The sequence below is a fragment of the Luteibacter sp. NPDC104163 genome (assembly GCF_055584245.1).
Genome location: NZ_JBVJMK010000002.1, coordinates 252,093 through 271,155, shown reverse-complemented (window position 1 = coordinate 271,155; position 19,063 = coordinate 252,093). Strand labels below are relative to the sequence as shown.

Below are 19,063 nucleotides of genomic sequence, written 5' to 3'. Positions count from 1 at the left end.
TGCGAAAACGTGCACACTAGCGCCCCCGAACCTTCGACCATGGCCCGCATGCGCCTGCCGACCGTCACCGCTGCCTTGCTTGCCGCGCTGGCCGCCCTCCCGGCGGAGGCGGCGGTGCCGCCGCGCAGCGACAAGACGCTGGTGGAGCTGATCGACAGCACCATGGGCACCCTGCCCAATGCGGTGGACCAGCTGGCGGCCAAGGTACCGGGCGGCCTTCACTCCACGCCGGATGCCCCCTCGCAGATCGTCCGCAGCGCGCCGTTCGTCACCCGGGATGGTTTCCGGGTTTCGGCCCTGGAGGTGCGCGGGTTCAACGAAGGCGGCGACGTGCCGATGGCCCGGTTCACGTCGATCCAGCTGGAGCAGCGCCCCTGCTTCACCCGCCAGGACATCGCCGGACACTTCCACGTGGCGAGCTCGGAGACGACGCTACCGACCGCGCCGTCGATGCTGCCCAACCGCTACACCATGATGCAGATGCCGTGGGGTCGCCTGTCGTTCGGCAGCTCCCAGGAAAGCGGCAGCTGCGTGATCGCCATCGTCGGTGACGCGACGGGTGGCTTGGCCGGCGTGCAGATGCCTTTGCCACTGCCCCAGCCGACCTCCATGCCCGGCATGCCCGACCTGCGCCGGACCTGGCCGATGCCCGCCAGCGCCTACCCGGCCAGCCCTTATCCCGCGGAATGAAGCAAGGCGGGTGAGAGCAGCCCGCTGACGCGCTCGATCCGGTCCTCCGGTACGGCGGGCGAGAACAGAAAGCCCTGTAGCTCGTCGCACCCGGCATCGCGCAGGAACTGCCGCTGCTCCTCGGTCTCCACGCCTTCCGCCACCACGCACAAGCCCAATGCCGAGCCCAGGTTGGAGACGGCCCGCACGATCGCGGCCGAGTCCTCCGCCAGCGGCGCCATCTGCACGAACGAGCGATCGATCTTCACCTTGTCGACGTCCAGGTCCTTCAGCAGCGTGAGGCTGGAATAACCCGTGCCGAAGTCGTCCAGCGAGACGCGCACACCGGCACGACGCAGCCGCTTCAGCAGCAGGGTCGCCGCGCCATCGGCATGCACGATCGCGGTCTCGGTGATCTCTAGCTCCAGCCGCCGCGGCGGGAGGTTGGTCTCGGCCAGGATGGACAGCACCGTATCGGCGAAGCGGCTGTCACGCAGCTGCACGGCACTCACGTTCACAGCGATATACAGGTCGTCCACGCCCTTCATCCGCGCACACGCCGTGCGCAACACCCATTCACCCAGGCGCCCGATCAGGCCGGTCTCTTCGGCCACCGCCACGAACTGCACCGGCGGGACGACGCCCAGCTTCGGGTGCCGCCAGCGCGCCAGCGCCTCCAGGCCGATCACCTTGCCGTCGGACGCCCGCACCATCGGCTGGTAATGGCAGCTGAGGCCTTCACCGGTGCGCATGGCTTCCTCGAGCGCCAGCTCCACTTCACGGCGGTGCGCCAGGGAAGCGTCCAGCGCGTCGGAAAACACGGTGTAGCGGTTGCGCGCCTTCTTGGCCTCGTACAGCGCGCTATCCGCCTTGCGCGCCATTTCGCCGGAGGTGACGGCGTCGGCGCCAATCCGTACCACGCCGATCGACGTGCCGATGAAGGCCTTCGCGGCAAGCACGTCGAACGGCGTCGCGGCAAGCGTCAGCATGGCATCGGCCAGCGCATCCAGGTCGAGATCGCCGCTGTCCTCGACGAGCACGGCGAACTCGTCGCCACCGATGCGCGCGACGACATCGTTCGCGCCGACCGCATGGCGCAGGCGCTGGCCAAACTGCACCAGCAGCTCATCGCCCACGAGGTGGCCGTAGGTATCGTTGACCTTCTTGAAGCCATCCAGGTCGAGGTAATACAGCACCGCCCTGCCCCCGTTCTCCGCGGCGCGCGCCACGCTCGCATCGAGGCGGCTGAAGAGCGCCGTGCGGTTGGAAAGACCGGTGAGCGCGTCATGGCAGGCCAGCCAGCGCACATGCGCCTCGGATTCGCGTAGCTCGGTGATATCCGTGACCGACGCGAGCACGTGCGGCTCGCCATCCAGTTCGATGCAGGTCTTGCGGGTCAGCAGCGTGCGCACCCTACCCTGGAAATCATGCACCGCCTCTTCCGATTCCACCACCTCGTGGCTACGCAGGACGGCGTCATCGCCCCGTGCGAAGCGCTCTGCCTGCTCCGGGGGAAACATATCCGCGTCGGTCTTGCCGAGCACATCGTCGGGCTGGAAACCAAAATAGTCACAGCCCATGCGGTTGACGAACACCCAGCGGTGCGCCGCATCGCGCACGAACATCGCCGTGGGCATCAGTTCAAGCACTTTCGACCAGTTGGCAAGGTCCTGGATCACGCGCGCCCCCGTGCTTCGTTAACGGCCAATCTGCGACCCATGTCGTGACGTGGGTGTGTGCGGTTCCGTTTATGTGCGCGCGGGGTTTCGAGGAATGCACTAAGTCGGCAAGAAAAGCGCGGCGCGGATAAGCACGCTCAAGGGATCAGCCGGGCGGTCCGTCACGCCAGCGGACGATGGTATAGAGGCTCTGCCGCGGGTCGCGCTCGGGTACCGCCACGGCGAACAGGACCGTCGCCTCCACCAGCGAACGCGAACCGTGGCCGTCATCCGCCAGCGCCCGGAACGTGATGGCCCGGCCAGGCAGCGCATCGCCAAGCGCCAGGCCACCTGGCAGGTTCTGCAGGGGCGTACCCGGGGGCGCACCATCGCGCGCCGCAATCACCGCGCGAGCCGATTCCAGGTCCAGCCCGCGAAGGGTGGCCATGGCCAGCAAGGGCGCGAACTCCGGCTGTGGGGTCTGGCGGCCCGACCAGATCGTTATGGCGGGTTCGATCCGGCCATACAAAGCCGGGTCCATGCCGGGCAACGCTTGCAACTCTTCTACCGCGGCGAACGGCACGGGACGCCTTGTCGGGGTGTTCGGCGGCTCCTGCGACGCCAGCCCCGGCGTCGCCGACGTGCCATCGTCAGCCACTGGCGCACCCACCATGCCTCGCGATGCCTCCACGCGGCGGCGCAGGGCCGTGGCACGCGAATCCGCGCACCCAGCGGCGATGAACAACGCCTGCAGCGTCCGCGAATCGGCACTGTTGATGTCGACCTTGCCATTTTCGTCCTGGATGCCCACGGCCACGTGCATCCCGTCGAAGTCGAAGGCGAGCGAGCGGCCATCGCCAGGCAAGCCGGCACCGGACGACGGTACGTCACTCATCTCCGCCAGCACCGCTTGCCGCCGTCGTGCGTCGATCGCGGCGATACCGCGCATGATCCCCGCTTCCGCCGCATAGCGGGCCCGCTGCTGGCCCAGGGTGAAGCGCGTCTGCAGCGCCTCGACCCGGGCGATGCTCGCGAAGCCGCCCACCAGGATGGCTAGCAAGGTGCACGCCCATAGCACCACGAGCAACGCGACGCCTTGCTGCCGAATCTTCATGGCGCCCCCGCAAGGCGAAGTGCCGCCCACTGCACATTGACCGCGTCCGGGTCCTGGCGAAGGGCGACCACGACGGGCGGCCACGCATCACGCCCCTCCTCCGGAACCACGCTGATTTCAACGGCGCCGGGCAAGACCGTCGGCGTCGTCCATGCATCGAGCCACATGGAAGAGCCACGGGCGGCATAGCGCAACCGTAGCGTTCGCACGCGGGCCAGGAGGACATCCTGCGCGCCGGCGGTCACATCGGACTGACTGCCGGGTAACGGGGAGAAATGTGCCTCAAGCGCCTGGCCCTGCGATGCCTCATTCGCGAGAGCCAGTTCAATGCGCTGCGGACCGAGCTTGCCAAGATAGCCTGGCAAGGTGGACACGAATCGAACGTGCGTGGCATCACCTTCGAATACCACGGGTGCACCTCGTTCGTTCAACATCCAGGGCAGCGCCGTGGCGGAAGCCAGCTGGCGGCGCAGGAATTCCCGGGCGCCGCGCACTTCATCGAGGCGCGCGATGATCGACGCGCCATGACCCGTGGCCAGCGTCGTCGAACGTACGCCCGAATAGACGCCAAGCAACAGGATCGCGAGCAACGCCAGCGCCGCCAGCACCTCAAGCAAACTGAAACCGCGGGCGCGCCTCATGGGCCGGCTACCGAAGTCATTGACGCAGGCACCGGTTCATCCTGCAGGCGCAGCGTGGCGAACGAAGCATGGCGCTCGGTGCGGCCTTCGTGCCAGCGAATATCCAGGTCGATGCGATACACATGCAAATCGGGGGTCTGACCGGGTGCGGCCGCTTGCGCGCGGGTGACGGTCCGCCATTGGAACTGCGCGTCATACCGGCCTTCCCGCGTTCCTTCGCGCAGCGGCTCAAGGCGGCCGGTCGCATCCAGCGTGGTGTCGGCGAACATCGCGACCCGGTTCAACGTGCGCGCATGCCCGGTCAGTTCCGTCGCGGCACCGGCTACGTGCATCACCGCACCAAACGCCAGGGCGAGCAGGAGAATGGCGGCGATCGTTTCGAGCAGGCTGAAGCCCGCTTGGGTGCGCTGGCAACGAAGGGAGGAGGCGGCCATGCGGCGAGGCTTGCATTCCATCGTTTCAGTCGCGTGTCGTTGCATGCAAAAAAGGGGGCGGCACCACGGCCGCCCCCTCTATCCGTCCTTCCTGGACAACCACTCCCCTTAGATACCGACGCAGCCGTTGACCTTGGTCTGGCCGGTGGTGTTGGTCAGGTCAGCATTGCTCAGCCAGGCGTAGCCGGTGGTGATGCGACCGATCTTCGTCACCGACGTGCGCGAGGTGGTGTTGTACGGCGAGAACATAAGGCCACGAACCGCAGCCGCGCTGGAACCGTTGGCCTGGGCATTGGCCAGCAGGTAGGTCACGGCGAGGATCGGGTAGCCCGTCGACGGATCGGCGTAGTCGTTCGGGTTCACCACGGCGATGCACTTGCTGGTGGTCGACAGCGCGTTCAACACCGGGCGGCCATTGGCGTCGGCGTTGTCGGCAATGACCTGGTCATAGGCAAGGTTCACGGCAACGGCGGTGGTGCCAAAGCCCGTCGACGGATTGACGGCCAGGCCGGAGTGGGAGTTCGTCACCGACGCAAACTTGGCCGGAGCGGTCACACCGTTCGCAGCTTCAGCGTAGCCGATCGAACCGTTGGTCGCATTGACCGCCGTGGTCACGCCAGCGTTGCCGCTCGCACCGACCTTGGTGGTCCACGCACCGAAGTACGCCTGCGCACCCAGCGCCTTGCCGGACGAATCGGTCGTACCGGTGAACGTCTGGGTCGTCGTGAACTTCGTCGCCGGCAGGGTGGCCGCAACCGGGTTGCCGTTGGAGTCGTTGTGCGCCGGCACGATGTTCGACGGGCACACCGCGGACAGGTGGTTGAGGAACGAGAACGAGGTGCCGCTACCGTCGCTGCGGTACACGATGTTGATCGGGCCCGACTGACCGGCGACCAGGTCCTTCCAATCGGTGATCTGGCCTTCGGTGAGCGTCATCGTGTTGACGCCGGTCTTGTTGAACACCACCGCGATCGAACCCGCGATGGCCGGCAGCTGCACCGGCTGGGTGCCGGCGCCATGGCCGGTGACATAGTTGTTGAACTCGCTCAGCGACATCGGCGCGTCCGACGCGGCGAAGGCGGCCTGGGCGAGGCTACCGCCACCCGGGGCGGCGCTGAAGCCCTGCGGCAGGGCAGCGTTGCTCTCGAGGCACTTGCCGTTGACCTGGAAGTGCGTCGCATCGTTGCCCGCAAGGATCTTCTTGCCGGCGCCGCTGCCCGTCGGGCAGTAAGAGACGCTGACGCCGCTGGTGGCGGCGGCATAGACGCCGAACAGCGAACCGGCGCCCGGGGTGATCGGGTTACCGATCGTGGTGGTGGCGGCACCGGTGTAACCGATCGCCGGCAGCGTGGCGCCACCGCCGACCAGGCTCTGGGCACCGGCAACAGAAGCGAGCGACATCAGCACCGCGCCCGCAACGAACTTCATGCGGGTGTTTCCCATCGAAAAATCGCAACGCATGGTGTATCCCCTTGCATAGAAGCCCCCCAAGTGGAGGCCTTGCAAGCATCCGCTCGCGCGATGACCTCCGCGTGTTACCGCGATGTCCGCGAATATGTTCGCTCAGTGACTTCGGCAAATGCGGAAACACGACTGCATCACACTTGCTGCGTAATGGACACATGACGCGTCACATAACAGGAAATGCATTTCCTACCCAGGATCTTGTGGGAGCGTGCTTGGGCGCGATGGGCGATGCCGCTAGCGCCCATCGCGTGCAAGCACGCTCCCACAGCAGGCTCCTACAGGGGTGGCAGTGATTACATGCGACGGAGTGCCTTGCGCTCGTCGTCGGTCAGCTGGCCGCTGTCGTTGCGGCTAAGCACCTGCACCGGTGATGTGTTGTCGTAGCCCGCCGCTGCCGGCAATACGCTCGAGGTGTTATCGCCATCGCGCAGCACGCGCACCGAGATCTCCGAAGGCATCTTGCTGCGCGAATCGCTCTGCTGCTTGCGCGCGACATCTTCTGCCGCCTGGGATGCCGCCGTGGCCGCCGCGCTCGCTGCATTGAGCGCACCCACGTTAACGGCGGCCGTCACCGGGATACCGATGGCATCGCCCTTGACCTGGATATTGTCCGCATTGGCCACGCGCGCCGCCGCGATAACCAGGTTGCCGGACACACGGATGCCTGCGTCGCCCGCATCGACCGTGCCGCGTGGCGCGATGAGGTAGGCGTTGCCTGGCTCGGCGCCCTCGACCGTCTGCAGGGTAGCGATACCGGCACCGGCTACCTGGCCACGCGCGTCGACGCTGCACCAGGCATCGTTGTCACACAGGAATACCGGCGGCGGTACTTCGCTGCTCGTCTTCGCACCCTGCCCCGCGTTGATATCACCGTTGGAGCTCCAGATGGTGACATCGCCGCCCTGCTCGGTGAACACGCGGCTCTGCGCGAGGAGCAAGCTGCGGTCGGTGAAGACATTGACATTGCCCGTCTCGAGCGTGAGCAAGCCCATGGAGTTAGGCCCGGCGAGCACGGTTCCCTGCGCGTTGACGAACTGCGCGGGGGCCGATGTGCTGCCGATAAGTGCCTGGCCGCCAGGGCCCAGCAAGGTAACGTCGCCGCCCTGCTGGGTCTGGATCGTCGAGCTGCGGATATCCAGGTTGCCCGTATTCACGGTGGCGGCCGCGCCATTCAATCCACCCTGCCCGCTGCCGTTGGCGGTGTAGCCGAGGGAACTTGGGAACAGCGTGTTCAGCGCCGCATAGCCACGCGCGTACTGCCCGGCGTAAGGGCTGGACGCGTCACCATAGTCCGCGCCAACCTGGCCGAGCAGCTTGAATAGTTCGGTTTCGGCGAACATCCGCTGGACGACCTCGGGCTCCTGGGCCAGCAGGTCACGCGCCTGCTGCGTCGTGAGCGGAGCCACCACGTCGTCGGTCACATGCCCCGTCGCGGTCGCCCTGCCCGCGATGCGCCGTTGCATGAACTCGACCAGGTCGGGAAGCAGGCTGGGCAGGCCATCGGTGCCATCCATGTAGTGCGCGAGGAACGCCACGGTGTCCACGCCGGGGCCAACACCGAAGTTCACCAGAACATCTGCGCTTTCGTGCGGAAGGTACGGGTTGTACGCATTACCGACGGCTTCGATACCGGTCGGATACGCGTTTACACCGTCACCGCGATTAGCGACATCGGCCTGGCTGATGAACGGCCCGACATCGCGCCCGGCTTCGACCACGAACGAACCCGGGCCGCCCAACTGGAGCGAGGGCGCCACTTGATCGTTGGAGGGCGTGTCGTAAATGTCGCGGCCGGCGGAGACAAGCGTGATATCCGCCCGACGCGTGTGCTGACCCACCAGCGAAAGATTGACGATGTCGCGTCCGGCGCGGATGTCAGCCTGTTTGGAAGGAAGCAGGGTAAGGAATTGTCCGTAGAGATTGCCTGAGCCGACTCGACCTTCACTGATGTCTCCTTCCAGTGCATAGATCCGTACCGGGTTCGTATCGTCGGCGTGTAGCGCATCGGCCTCATGGTAAATCGCATTGAATTGCGCGGCCCTGGGATCCCAGGTCACCCACGAGCTGCTGCGGATATCAATCGGATTCAGCGGCGAAGGCATGTCGTCGGGCGAGGAATCCACAAGGCCAAAGCTCCGGCTGGACGTATCGGAGGCGATCTTTGCCAACGAGACGTTGTCAGCCGCCAGCAGGGTGAGGTTACCGCTCGCGGAGGGGAACAGCTCACCGCTGGTCAGGATATCGATGCTGCCACCCAGCGCGGAAAACGCGATCGTTGAGGGCAAGAGCGGTCCGGCCAGGCCACCGCCCCCTTGGAAAGGCGCGTGCGAGAACAGGTCGCCTGGCGCAAGCAGGCTGCCGAACACCACATCGCCTGCTGCGGCTTGGGCGGTGAACGACGAGGACGTCGAATAGCCCTGGCTGTCCGGCCCACCTGCCGGAAGGATCGGCTGCAGGTTGGAGCTTCGATAATACGACGGGTCGTAAACCCCGCCGATATCCACGCCCTGCCTGGCACTCACGTTGACCTGCGCGTCCTGCATGCCTAACAAGGTGGACACCGGCGTCGTAGCCTCAACGCCGCCCGACGAATACCCAAGACCGAACGCGGCCAGCGAGGGCGAAGCGGCCACCGCGCCATCCGCACGGATATCGCCGGTGCCCTTCGCGACGAAGTACGTGCCACTGAGTATGTCGCCACCAGCATGCACCGAGAGATCACCACCTCCGACGGTGGTAATCGATTTGCCATCGGCATTCTTGTACCAGGTGGTGGGCAACGACACCGACAGCTCGCTGATATCCCCGCCGGCGTCCACATCGACATTGCCGCCAATGCTCATCACGCCCTGGTGGAAGTTCGAGAAATCGATGGACGAACTTGAGCCATCGGCTGCATTGCCCACCTGCATCCATTGCCACCAGTACTGCGCGATCGAACCGCCCGGGGTCCCCTTGGTCTGCGATCCGTCACTGTCGGCAAAATTCTGAATGCTGGCGATGTCGCCGCCGGCACGCAGATGGATATCGCCCGCGTGGTCAGGATTCACAAGGCCGTTGACCAGCATGTCGGGCTGGGTCGCAGCCGCACCGCTGTCGTGTTCAGACGGGCGCAATACATCGACGTTGGTGCCAGCAGACGTGCCATCCGCGGGAGCGCCCGCGGTATAGATGGTCGCGGGCGCCGCCGCATCCAGCCAGCGGATATCGCCGGCCGAGGCCAGGTCGATGTCGCCCGTGCCGGTGCGGATCGTCGTCGGCATGTAAAGGACCTTGCCGGCGAGCGGGCTGCCCACGGTCACGGCCGTGGGGTCGGTCAAGGTGTCCTTGACCGCGAAATGCCCATCCAGCGCGATGTCGGCGGTCGATGTGGCCGCGGTCCCCAGCGGATCGGAACCGGCGAGGTCCGCACCGGCCACAAGGCGATACGATGTACTCGGCCCACCCAGCAAGGTGGCCGAGGCCAGCGAAGCGGCATTGCCATACGAAGGCATGTTCGACGGCGAGTTGTTCGCGGCGGGCTTGCCGAACGAGATAGCCGGGGGCGCCGACGTATCCGCATCGTTGCGCGGCGCGAACGGCGCGTACGAAAGCTGGAAAGCGCCGCTCACCGGATCGCCCACATTGAAATCCACGTACGAGAAATAGTTCAGGTGGTTCGCGAGATAGGTGTCGTAGTTGTTCGACCAGGCCGCGTAGTCAGTATCGAGCGGCAAGAGGATCGGCGACGGCGTCTGGTTAGCGCGCAAGCCAACGCCAAATGTGCTGTACAGCCAATTCATGTAGCTGTCGGCGTAGTCCGAATAATTGTTGAACTGGCCGGGCTGCGGTGCCACCTCGGTGGTCGGGTTGTGCACGAGAAAGCCAATACCGCTGTTCTGCTGGACAAAGAAGAACGACCACATCGAGTTAACGTCGTCGCCGAACTCAGCGATGTATTTCTGGTAGTTGTTGTAATACTGGTCGGTCTGTTTGAGAGCCGGCGCGATCAGGGGCTGGAAGTATGGGTCCTTGCTGATATCGGCGATACCGCCGCCCGGCGTCATGCCACCAGCCGGGTCGCCGGCGGCAAGGTTGATCGTGCCATTCCAGGCGTTGTTCGCGTCGAGATAGGCTTGCGCACGCTGGTACGCCGTGAGTGCCGCTGCGTACAGCGGGTTCGATGGCGTCGGCGAAAGCTTGGGTGCGAATGGCGCGTAGGACAGCTGGAACGCGCCGGTAACGGGGTCGCCGACATTGAAGTCAACATAGGCCCAGTAGTTCAGGTGGTTGGCGAGGTAAATGCTGTTGTAGTTGTTCGACCAGGCCGCGTAATCCGTATCCACCGGGAGCAGGATCGGTGATGGCGTCTGGTTCGTACGCAGGCCGACACCGAACGTGTTGTACAGCCAGTTCATGTAGCTGTCCGCGTAATCCGAGTAGTTGCTGAAGCCCGCCGGCTGGGGCGCCACTTCCGTCGTCGGGTTGTGCACAAGGAAGCCGACGCCGCTGTTCTGCTGGACAAAGTAGAACGACCACATCGAGTTAACGTCATCGCCGAACTCGCCGATATAGTTCGTGTAGTTGGCGTAGTACGCATCTTCCTGCCCCTTGGAAGGCGCGGTCAGCGGCTGGTAGTACGGATCCTTGCTGATGTCGGCCACGCCACCGCCCGGCGTCATGCCGTCGGCAGGGTCGCCCGCCGCCAGGTTGATCGTGCCGTTCCACGCGTTGTTCGCGTCCAGGTAGGCCTGCGACTTCTGGTAGGCGGCCAGCGCCGCGTCATAGCGCGGATCATCCGGCGTGCTGCCGCTATCATCCCGCGGCGGATCATTGAGCGCGGCGCCGTCGTTCTGCTGGTAGAACCCGTCGGTGATACTCGCATCGAGCTTGAGGTTGCCGGCGGCGCGGACGGTGAGGATCGGCGCCTCGCCGTTGTAACGGTACGCCAGCTGAGGCTTGCCGTCGGCGCCGGTGACGCCGGCGCCGAGATTCCAGTGGGTGACGACACTGACATCGCCGGCGTTCGCCCCATCGGCTGGGTTACGCAGTTCGATACCCGGCCGCACGTGGACGTTGGCGATGCCGGCGAAGCGACCGCCGAAGGTGAAGCCCGGCTGCTCGACGAAGCCCATCAACGCACCAGGGCCCTGCGCGATATCGCCGTTCACGTAGCCGAAGAAGCCGGCGTGGTCGGTGTTGATCGCATCGGGGGTGAAGTAGTACTTGCCCATGTACACCGCCTGCTGCGCGGCGTCGGCGGGCGCTGGAAGCGCGTTGCCCTTCTCGTCGGTCCAGGTGCCGGCGACCATGGTGGTGCCGTCGCTGGTGAACCAGCCGGCGGGATCGATGACGCCATCGAAATGCCTCGACGGAGCAGTGCCCGGGTCATCGGTGTAGGGGTCCTTCGTACTCCACACCGCATACGGCTCGATGGTGACCGAGCGCGTACCCTGCAGAGACGCCGGGTTATCGACGGTGACGGGCACATCGCCATCGCTCAGCAACGGCGCGCGGATGCTGATCGTGCCGCCTGCGAAAGCGGTATCAGCCCCGCCGGCGACATTGATGAGCGCATTCGCCCCGACATGCACGTAACCCGCATCGGCGCGGTCGACCTGTTCATAGCCGTAGGTCTGATCGACCGTACCGTTAAACGTCCCCGTGGTTCCGAGGACCACATCGCCGCCACGCTGTTCCGGCGTGGTCGCATGGGCATCGAGGGTGCCATCGATATCCACGCCCTGGCGGCCCCACACTTCGATGCGGCTGGCCGCAGGCGCGCTGGCATCCACCGTGCCATCGATCCGCGCCTTCCCGCCGTTGGCGTACAGGAACACCTTTTGCGCGGTGAGCGTATGCCCGGCGGACAAGGCCAGATCGCCCTGCCCGCTCGTGATGTCGACCAGGCCGGTCGAACCGCTGGCCGCGACCAGGCCCGCCAGTGCATCCAGGTCGAGCGAGCCGCCGCTGCCGATCGTGAAATACCCACCGCGGTAGCCCTTGGCGGCCTGGCCGTCGTAGGTGCCGCCAAGCAGCAAGCCCCCACCCGCGACGGCGCTGAACGAGCCCGCATCGCCTGCTTCGGCGGCGCCGCCATAACGGAGCGTCGCGCCGTCGTCGATGGCGATATCGCCTGCCGCCTTCAACGCCAGGCTGCCGCCTGGGGCGTAGGCTGCTGTATCAAAGAATTGCTTTGTGATCCCGCCCACATCCAGCGCCGTGCCTGCCGCGACGTGCACACCACCCTGCGTGGCGTCCAGGGTCAGGCCACCCGCAGCCGCCTTCAGGTCCATGCCGTCATCGATGCTCGCGGCACGCAAGGTGAGCGAACCGCCCAGGCCATCGTTGGTGAGCGCCGTACCCGCCGCGCCGTGCAGACGCATGGCCCCGGTGGTCACCAGCGTGGTCGCACCGCCGCCGCCCGCGACGAACACCGGCGCCGTCAGATCCACCGATGCCGCGCCGAAATCCGCGCCACCCTGGCCAGCGGCCAGCATGCCCGACGAGGCGCAAGCCTCGAAGGCACCGAACCCATGCAGTGTCGTCGTGCCCTGGCCGAAATCCAGCTCGCCCGCATCGACGCGCAGCGTGCCGTCGGCGCTCGATGCCGCGCCGGCCGAAGCACCCAGCGTGTTAGCGAATACCACCGTGCCAGCGTGGATCGCGACATCGTTGCCGTCACCGTTGAGGGCACCCGCGCTCAACACGAGCTGGTTATCCACGGCGATATCCTGCGCACCGAGGAAATCGATGTCGCCGCGGCTGCGCAAGGTCACCGAGTTCGCCGCGCGCCATTGTGCCAGCGTGCCAGCACCCACGGTCAGCCCATCATCCGGCGCCGTCGCGCCGGCGCCGACGAACGCGATGCGGTTGGCAGTCGCGTCAATATTCTTGCCGGCAAGCAGCGCGGTGTCGTCCACGCTAACGCGCCCGGTCGCATCCAGGGTCAGGGCGTTGCCACCGAGGACGGATGCGCCCGCGCCGATCGTCAACTGCCCAGCCGGCGTCGTATTGGCGAGGCCATGGCGGGCGACGGGGGCGGCACCATGTTGCGAGACGCGCAGCAACGCGCCGTTACCGTCGATAGCCGAAACCGGGCTACCGCTGGCATCCGTTCCCGCATCGCGGCCGATCACCAGCGGCTGGCTTGCCACCGCGTTGCCATCGCCGCGCGCTTGCAGCACGCTACCGTCTTCCAGGGTGATGCCATCACCGCCCGAGCCGGCGACGAGGATGATCTCCTGGCCTGCCAGCGGATGCGCCGCGTCATTCGAAAGCAGGATGCTCTGGGCGCTCACGTCAATGTGGTCGCCATCGGTATCGCTGCTTCGCGTGCCGCCTAGCAGCAAGCTACCGGCACCCAGCGTGGTCAGCCCGTCGGCGGAAATACCAAGGTAACCATCGCGTGCCGTGTCGCCCGCGCCGAGCACCTGGATGGCTTCGCCAGCGATATCCACCTGTGAGGTGCGGCCACCTGTGCCCGGCGCCGCCGCCAGCGTGGCGCCCAGCTGCAGCGCATGTCCTGCGCCGATCTGCAGGCGACCCGCGTCGGCGGCGAGCTGCGGAGCCACCTGGCCTTTCTTCGTTGCGACGTTGCTGAAGAACGTATCGGCATCCGTCAGGCGGTACTGCGAATACTGCTGCCACACGGGCGCGGACTGCACTACGAAGGTCGTCGTGCGCGCATCATGCGCCCCGGTGAACGCATCGCCGTAATAACCCGCCACGGCATAGCCACCGTCGGGAGCGACGGCGGCACGTCCCACCACGCTATCGCGCGAGCCCGTCGCCTGGTAGATGCGCATCGCACCGGGCAGGTTCGCGTATTGGGCGGGGAGCAAGGTGTAATAGCCCGCAGCGAGGCCAGGCACGCCCGAGAGGTAGACCTGGCGGCCGACGCCGGGCTGGGGGACGGCGAGCCCCTCCATGGACATGTCGGTGGCCGCGATCTTGCCCTGGAAACCGGGGACGATGGCGTAAACCGTCGCTCCATTGGGTGCCGTGGCGAGCAGGTCTCGCGTGCCTCCGGTACCGGGCACGAATTCCGAGGCCTGCAGGTGGCCCCCACCGGAAAGGTCGATGGTGGCGCCGGCATCTAGCGACACTGAGTCACCTTGCACTTCAATCTGCTTGGCCGGTGGCGCCGTGACGACGCTGGCCACCCCGCCGACGGTTGAGGGTTTGCTGGTGCCATAGCGCCAGTCGACGCCATCGATCGTATTGCCATACGGCACCGTGAGGCCATCCAGCGATACCGACGTGATGCTGCCCGGGGCAAGGTGCACGCTCTGGGTTTTTGTCAGTGCCGGCAAGCCCCCCGTCAGCCCGAACGCGGCCGCATCCGCCGACGGATCGGTGGTGCCGATGACAAGGGAGCCTGAAGGCACGCGAATGCTGCCCTTCTGCTCGATATGGTCCGCGCTGATCAGCAGCGCACCACCCGCCGACAACGGCGTGCTTGGCGCATTGCCCGAAGGCAGGAAGGTAATCGTGGTCTCGCGGGCATTGCCTTGCGCGTCTGGAAGGTTGGAAGCGTTGGCGTCGATCGCGAAGCGATAATTGCTGGCCGGGTAGACCTGGCCGGTGGTGAACGTCAGGTCGCCGGTGGAGAACAACATGCCCTGCAAAGCATTCGTTCCGCTGCTAGCCGAGGCGGGGAACGTGAAGCGAAGGTCATCGCTGGCGTTGAAGCTGGATTGCTTCCAGCCCTGCAGGTTGACCATCCCACCCATGTCGATGGTGGATGCATTGACATCGAGGATGCCATCGCCCGCCACCGCCTTGGGCGTTGCCGACGTGCCGGTGATATGGACGTAGGGCGCGGTGATGGTCACATGGCCGGTGTCGGTGAGGTAACCCGATGGCAGGTCGACGCGCGACGCACCCGCGCCCAGCGCTTCGATACCTGTCGCGTTGATAATGACCTGGCGGCCCAGGTTGAGATTGACATCCCCCGCGAAGCCGAGCGGTAATATCGTCTGTCCCCCAGGGTTCTGACCCGCGGTCGGGCCAAACTGCAGCGTGGTGATGCCGGAGCCATGCAGGACATCGGCCGCGAACACCAGGGTTCCATCGGCATCGCCGATGACGTCCCGTCCGCTCGCGAATGCGGGCTTGCTCGCATACGACTGGCGCACGAGGATACCCTTCGCGCGCACCCTGGCAACGATGTCGCCCTGGTCAAGCGTCACCACCTGGAGCGAGCCGCCTTCCGCCAACGGCGTACCGCCATGCCCTTCGAGCGTCGCCCCGAGGTAAAGGCCCGCCGATGCGCCGAACAGCATGCTACCGGCATCGCTCCAGACGGCCGTGGGTACGACCTCCGAGGTCATCCCGTTCAGACGGCTAGACGCCGTCGGCAGATCGAACGTATCCGAGGCACCTGAGACATCGATGCGCGATCCGTCGTCGGCCACGACGAAGGTCTCGTCGTCGCCGGTCATTGCCACGGCGCCACCCGCCAGCACATCACCCGTACGCGGGGTCATACGTCCCGATGGGCCCATGGCGGGCGCCGCCGTCGGGTTCACCAGCGAGATGCCGCTGACATCGAGGACACCCTCACTGCCAAGGCCAATGCGCGAAGTAAGCCCCGTATCGCCGGTAGGCTTGATCGTCGTCAGATTGATGGCGCCGCCATGCGCGGTGAGCTGGCCTTCCACCTGCACATCATGGGTGGCCGACACGTCGATTAGGCCGCCGGCGTCGACGGTAATGACCGCATCACGGCCAACGACGACGCTGCCGGATACGCCCGCCACGTGGGAGTACGTAGAAGGATCGTTCTCGTCCGAGACCCAATTCAGGTAGTCGCCGGCCCGGATCGTCAGGCCGGGCGCCTGTGCTGCGGCGGCGCCCCTTGTCGCCCATCGCTGCCATGCGTCGAGTTCGCCGATACCGGTCACCGCTGGCGTCGCATACACATCGCTGCCGGTAGCTAGCCCACGCAGGGCGCCAACGTCACCGATGAGATTGGCCGGGCGTACGACGACCGTGCTGTTATCGGCGATGGTCGCGTCTGTGACCGAATCCAGGTTGTAACGACTGAAACCCTGGCCATCGAAGAATCCCGGGGCGAGCCACAGGCCGTTCGCCAGGGCCATATCGGACGGATCGCCACCCACCTGGATCTGCGCCGCCCGCAATGTCAGTGCGCCGCCGCCTGAAAAGCCCCAACTGCGAATCGTGCCATCGAGCACCACACGAGCATGGTCATACGTCGCCGAGGGGGCGAAGCCATTGAGGTAGGTTTGTATCGACACGTTGCCGCCGCGTCCTGCTGGCACACCGTGATCCAGGCGAACATTGCCTGTGGTGTCGACGTAACCACCACCGGACACGTCGATGGTGCTGCCTTCGTCAAGCACCACGGATCCCGTAACGTCGTCGCCACCGCTACCAGCAGCGCCTCGGCTCGAAGAGAGCGCAACGTTCCCGCCGTTGGTCCACCGGCTCCCCTGCGCGTGCTCGCTGTCAGCACCGCTGTCGTTGATCCATTGCCCGCGCGCGCTGAGCAGCGCGCCATCGTGCAGCGTGATGTCCTTGCCTGAGGTTGTTGTAATCGAGATGCTGCCGGCCGGCGCTTCCAGGCTCCCGTAGATATCCACGCCCGAGCCGGCGAGAGAAATGCTGCCGCCCGGTTGAACGGCTAACCGGGTACCAGCGGTCACCTCGATCGCGCTGTTAGTGAGGCTGACCGAGCTGAACCCGGCCTTGCCCAGGGTGTCGGCACTGAGGACCATCCACGGTGCGTCCAGCCCGCCGCTGACGTCGAGCTCGCTCCACTTCGTATCCTGGTCGAAGTCGGGCACCAGGGATTCGAGCGTACGCGTCATCTGCTGCACGCGAAGGCCCGCCGGGGCGCGACCATTGCCGGCTGAGTTAGCCGCCTGGTCGAGGATGAACGTGCCCCCATCGGGCTGCGTGCCATCCCCCGTCTGCCGCGTCCCCGGCGTGGCCTGCGCCGAGATCTCCCCATCGAGTGCCACCGCCTGTCCCGCGTGCACGGTCAGCGTGCCGGCGTCGGAGCCTTTGACGAAGCCCTCCTGGTACCGCTTCGCGCCACCGAAGAGGGGCGAGTTGTACGTCTGGCTGACACCCCAGCGCGCATGGTCGCTGGTGAACTGCCCCGCGAAGCCGACGTAGGCCACATCCGGATCGGCTGAAGCGATGTTGTGGATCAGCCCATCCGCGCCCAAGAGGTTCGGCGTGGTGATCCAGCCCGATTGGTAGGCCAGGTAGCCGCCATCGAGCGCGATACGTGAACCGGTCCGCGCGATGACTTCATTGCCGTCAAGCGTTACCGTGCCACCGGTGGTCAGCATCTGGCTGATATCGCGGGGCACGTTCTGCACATAGCCAGCCGCGTTGAGAATGGGACTGCCGATCCAGTCGAGGCCATCCGCGCGCGTACCGGATACCGTGCTATCGAGCACGATGTTTTTCTGCCTGTAAAGGAAGCTGTTGCGAAGCAGCGGCGAGTCGGCGAGTTCGTTCTGGCCAACGCGGGGAATGCTGACGAGCAGCGCGGACATCGGCAGCTCGACGTCCGCCAGGCCAGAGACATCGACGATCGCACCACTATCGATGTACACGCGGCCATCGGTGGGCCCCGCTGTCGGGCCGCCCGCGGACGCCGCCCGCAGCGTTACCTTACCGCCCGGTGCTTCGATGAGCGATCCGCTATTCAGCGTCACGCGGGAGCCCGAGACCAGGATGGCGCCCGGGACAAAGGCCTTGTCGGCTTCAGGCGTCGACGTGGTTGTCGCGCCATCCTTTTCGGGCAATACCGTCGTGACCGATCCGGCGCCGAACTCGACCGGTCCGCCGGTAGCAACAGGGGTCGTGCCCTGGATAGTGATCTTGCCCGGTCGCGCGATGCTGGTGGAGACGACTGCTACGCCGTCCTGGGCGATATCCGGGCCCAACAGGGTGATCGACCCACGACGAGCCTGAATGAGACCGCCATTCTCGATGCCGTCAGAGGCGCCCGACGTGCCGCCGTTCACTGCAAGCTGGATGTCACCCGTGTTGCTGGTGTTTTGCAACTGCGGCGACGAAGCAAGGATCACCGACCCATCGTCGGCGACGATCGAACCCCGGTTGACCACCTTCGGCGCCGCGACCAACACAAAGCCGCCGCCGCTCGCATTGATGGATGCGCCCTTCTCGATCACCACACCGGCACCATCGACGGAAGCAGGATCCGTCAAGAACAGCGCCTGGTTCGACCGGGTCTGGTCAGCGATGCCGGATGCCAGGAATACGGTATTGCTTGTCTTCAGGTCGTTCGAGAACAGGTTCATCGAACTGGCGATCAGCGAGCGCGTATTCACCTGCGCGCCCTGGCCGAAAACCACGCCGTTGCGGTTGAGCACATACACCGTGCCCTCGGCCTTCATGGCACCGAGGATCTGGCTGGGCTTCGCGGAAGGGTCGTTCACCCGGTTCAGCGCGATCCAGTCGTTGCCCCCGCCACTGAGGTTGCCGGCGCTCTGGTTGAAGTACAGGGTGGTGTCGCGGCCCACGTTGAAGCTATCCCAGGTGAGGATGGCTTTCTTCGCGGTCTGCTTCACTTCCACCGTGTGCTTGCCGCCCGCCGCCACGGTATCCGTGGGCTTCAGCGCGTTCTGCCACAGCGAGGGATCGGTGGCGACACCGGCGGATGGCTTCAGCGCGCCATCACCCAGCCCGTTCGGCACGGTCGAGACCAGTTGCGCGGCCGCGGCCTGCGCGTCCTTCTGCTGCTGCATCTGCGCGGCGAGCGCCGCGGCGGCGTTGTTGAGGTTGGTGATGGATTGCTGGACGCGCTGCTGCTGGAGCGCGTTGCCCGGGTTGTAGCTCACCGTGTTTCCGCTGCCGCCCGCCGGCTGGGCCGGTGCCGTGGCACCCTGCTGCTGTTTCGCAGCAAACCAGGCCTGGCTGAACGCCGGTGGGTTCGCCGCGTGAGCGGCACCGCTACCCACGAGCGCGGCCATGATGAACTGGCACATGGCGCGGCGGCGAAGGGTCGGCCGCGGCTTCGGTGCCGGGCGGCGGGTGGTGGCTGGCGTGTGGCGAACGATCATGGCAAGGCCTCGTGAAGCATGTTTTTTAGGG

7 protein-coding genes are annotated in these 19,063 nt (G+C 65.9%); 1 reads left to right on the top strand and 6 read right to left on the bottom strand.

The genetic code is table 11. The features are described from left to right. The first annotated feature begins 39 nt into the window (after nucleotides 1–39). A complete protein-coding gene (locus ACZ6YI_RS04335) occupies nucleotides 40–690 on the top strand; it encodes a hypothetical protein (RefSeq protein ID WP_440325971.1) in 651 nt (216 codons plus the stop codon). Here the strand turns inward: ACZ6YI_RS04335 and ACZ6YI_RS04330 are convergent. The 6 genes from ACZ6YI_RS04330 to ACZ6YI_RS04305 form a co-directional block, all read right to left on the bottom strand. After that, on the bottom strand, nucleotides 675–2,348 hold the full coding sequence (locus tag ACZ6YI_RS04330) for a putative bifunctional diguanylate cyclase/phosphodiesterase (RefSeq protein ID WP_440325973.1): 1,674 nt from the start codon (nucleotides 2,346–2,348) through the stop codon (nucleotides 675–677). The two genes, ACZ6YI_RS04335 and ACZ6YI_RS04330, sit on opposite strands and share 16 nt — an antisense overlap. A gap of 145 nt (nucleotides 2,349–2,493) precedes the next feature. Beyond that, nucleotides 2,494–3,441 carry a type II secretion system minor pseudopilin gene (locus ACZ6YI_RS04325; RefSeq protein ID WP_465777569.1) on the bottom strand — a complete coding sequence of 316 codons (948 nt, stop codon included), beginning with the start codon at nucleotides 3,439–3,441 and terminating at the stop codon, nucleotides 2,494–2,496. Further along, nucleotides 3,438–4,082 carry a prepilin-type N-terminal cleavage/methylation domain-containing protein gene (locus ACZ6YI_RS04320; RefSeq protein ID WP_465777568.1) on the bottom strand — a complete coding sequence of 215 codons (645 nt, stop codon included), beginning with the start codon at nucleotides 4,080–4,082 and terminating at the stop codon, nucleotides 3,438–3,440. Before ACZ6YI_RS04320 ends, ACZ6YI_RS04325 begins: the two co-directional genes overlap by 4 nt. Continuing rightward, nucleotides 4,079–4,516, bottom strand: coding sequence for a prepilin-type cleavage/methylation domain-containing protein (locus ACZ6YI_RS04315; protein WP_465777567.1), 438 nt, complete (start codon nucleotides 4,514–4,516; stop codon nucleotides 4,079–4,081). The genes ACZ6YI_RS04320 and ACZ6YI_RS04315 overlap by 4 nt, the downstream gene beginning before the upstream one ends. A 108-nt stretch (nucleotides 4,517–4,624) precedes the next feature. After that, on the bottom strand, nucleotides 4,625–5,944 hold the full coding sequence (locus ACZ6YI_RS04310) for a substrate-binding domain-containing protein (protein WP_465777566.1): 1,320 nt from the start codon (nucleotides 5,942–5,944) through the stop codon (nucleotides 4,625–4,627). Between the two features lie 332 nt (nucleotides 5,945–6,276). Further along, complete coding sequence (locus ACZ6YI_RS04305) at nucleotides 6,277–19,032, bottom strand: filamentous haemagglutinin family protein (RefSeq protein WP_465777565.1); 12,756 nt, start codon at nucleotides 19,030–19,032, stop codon at nucleotides 6,277–6,279. Nucleotides 19,033–19,063: the final 31 nt, after the last annotated feature.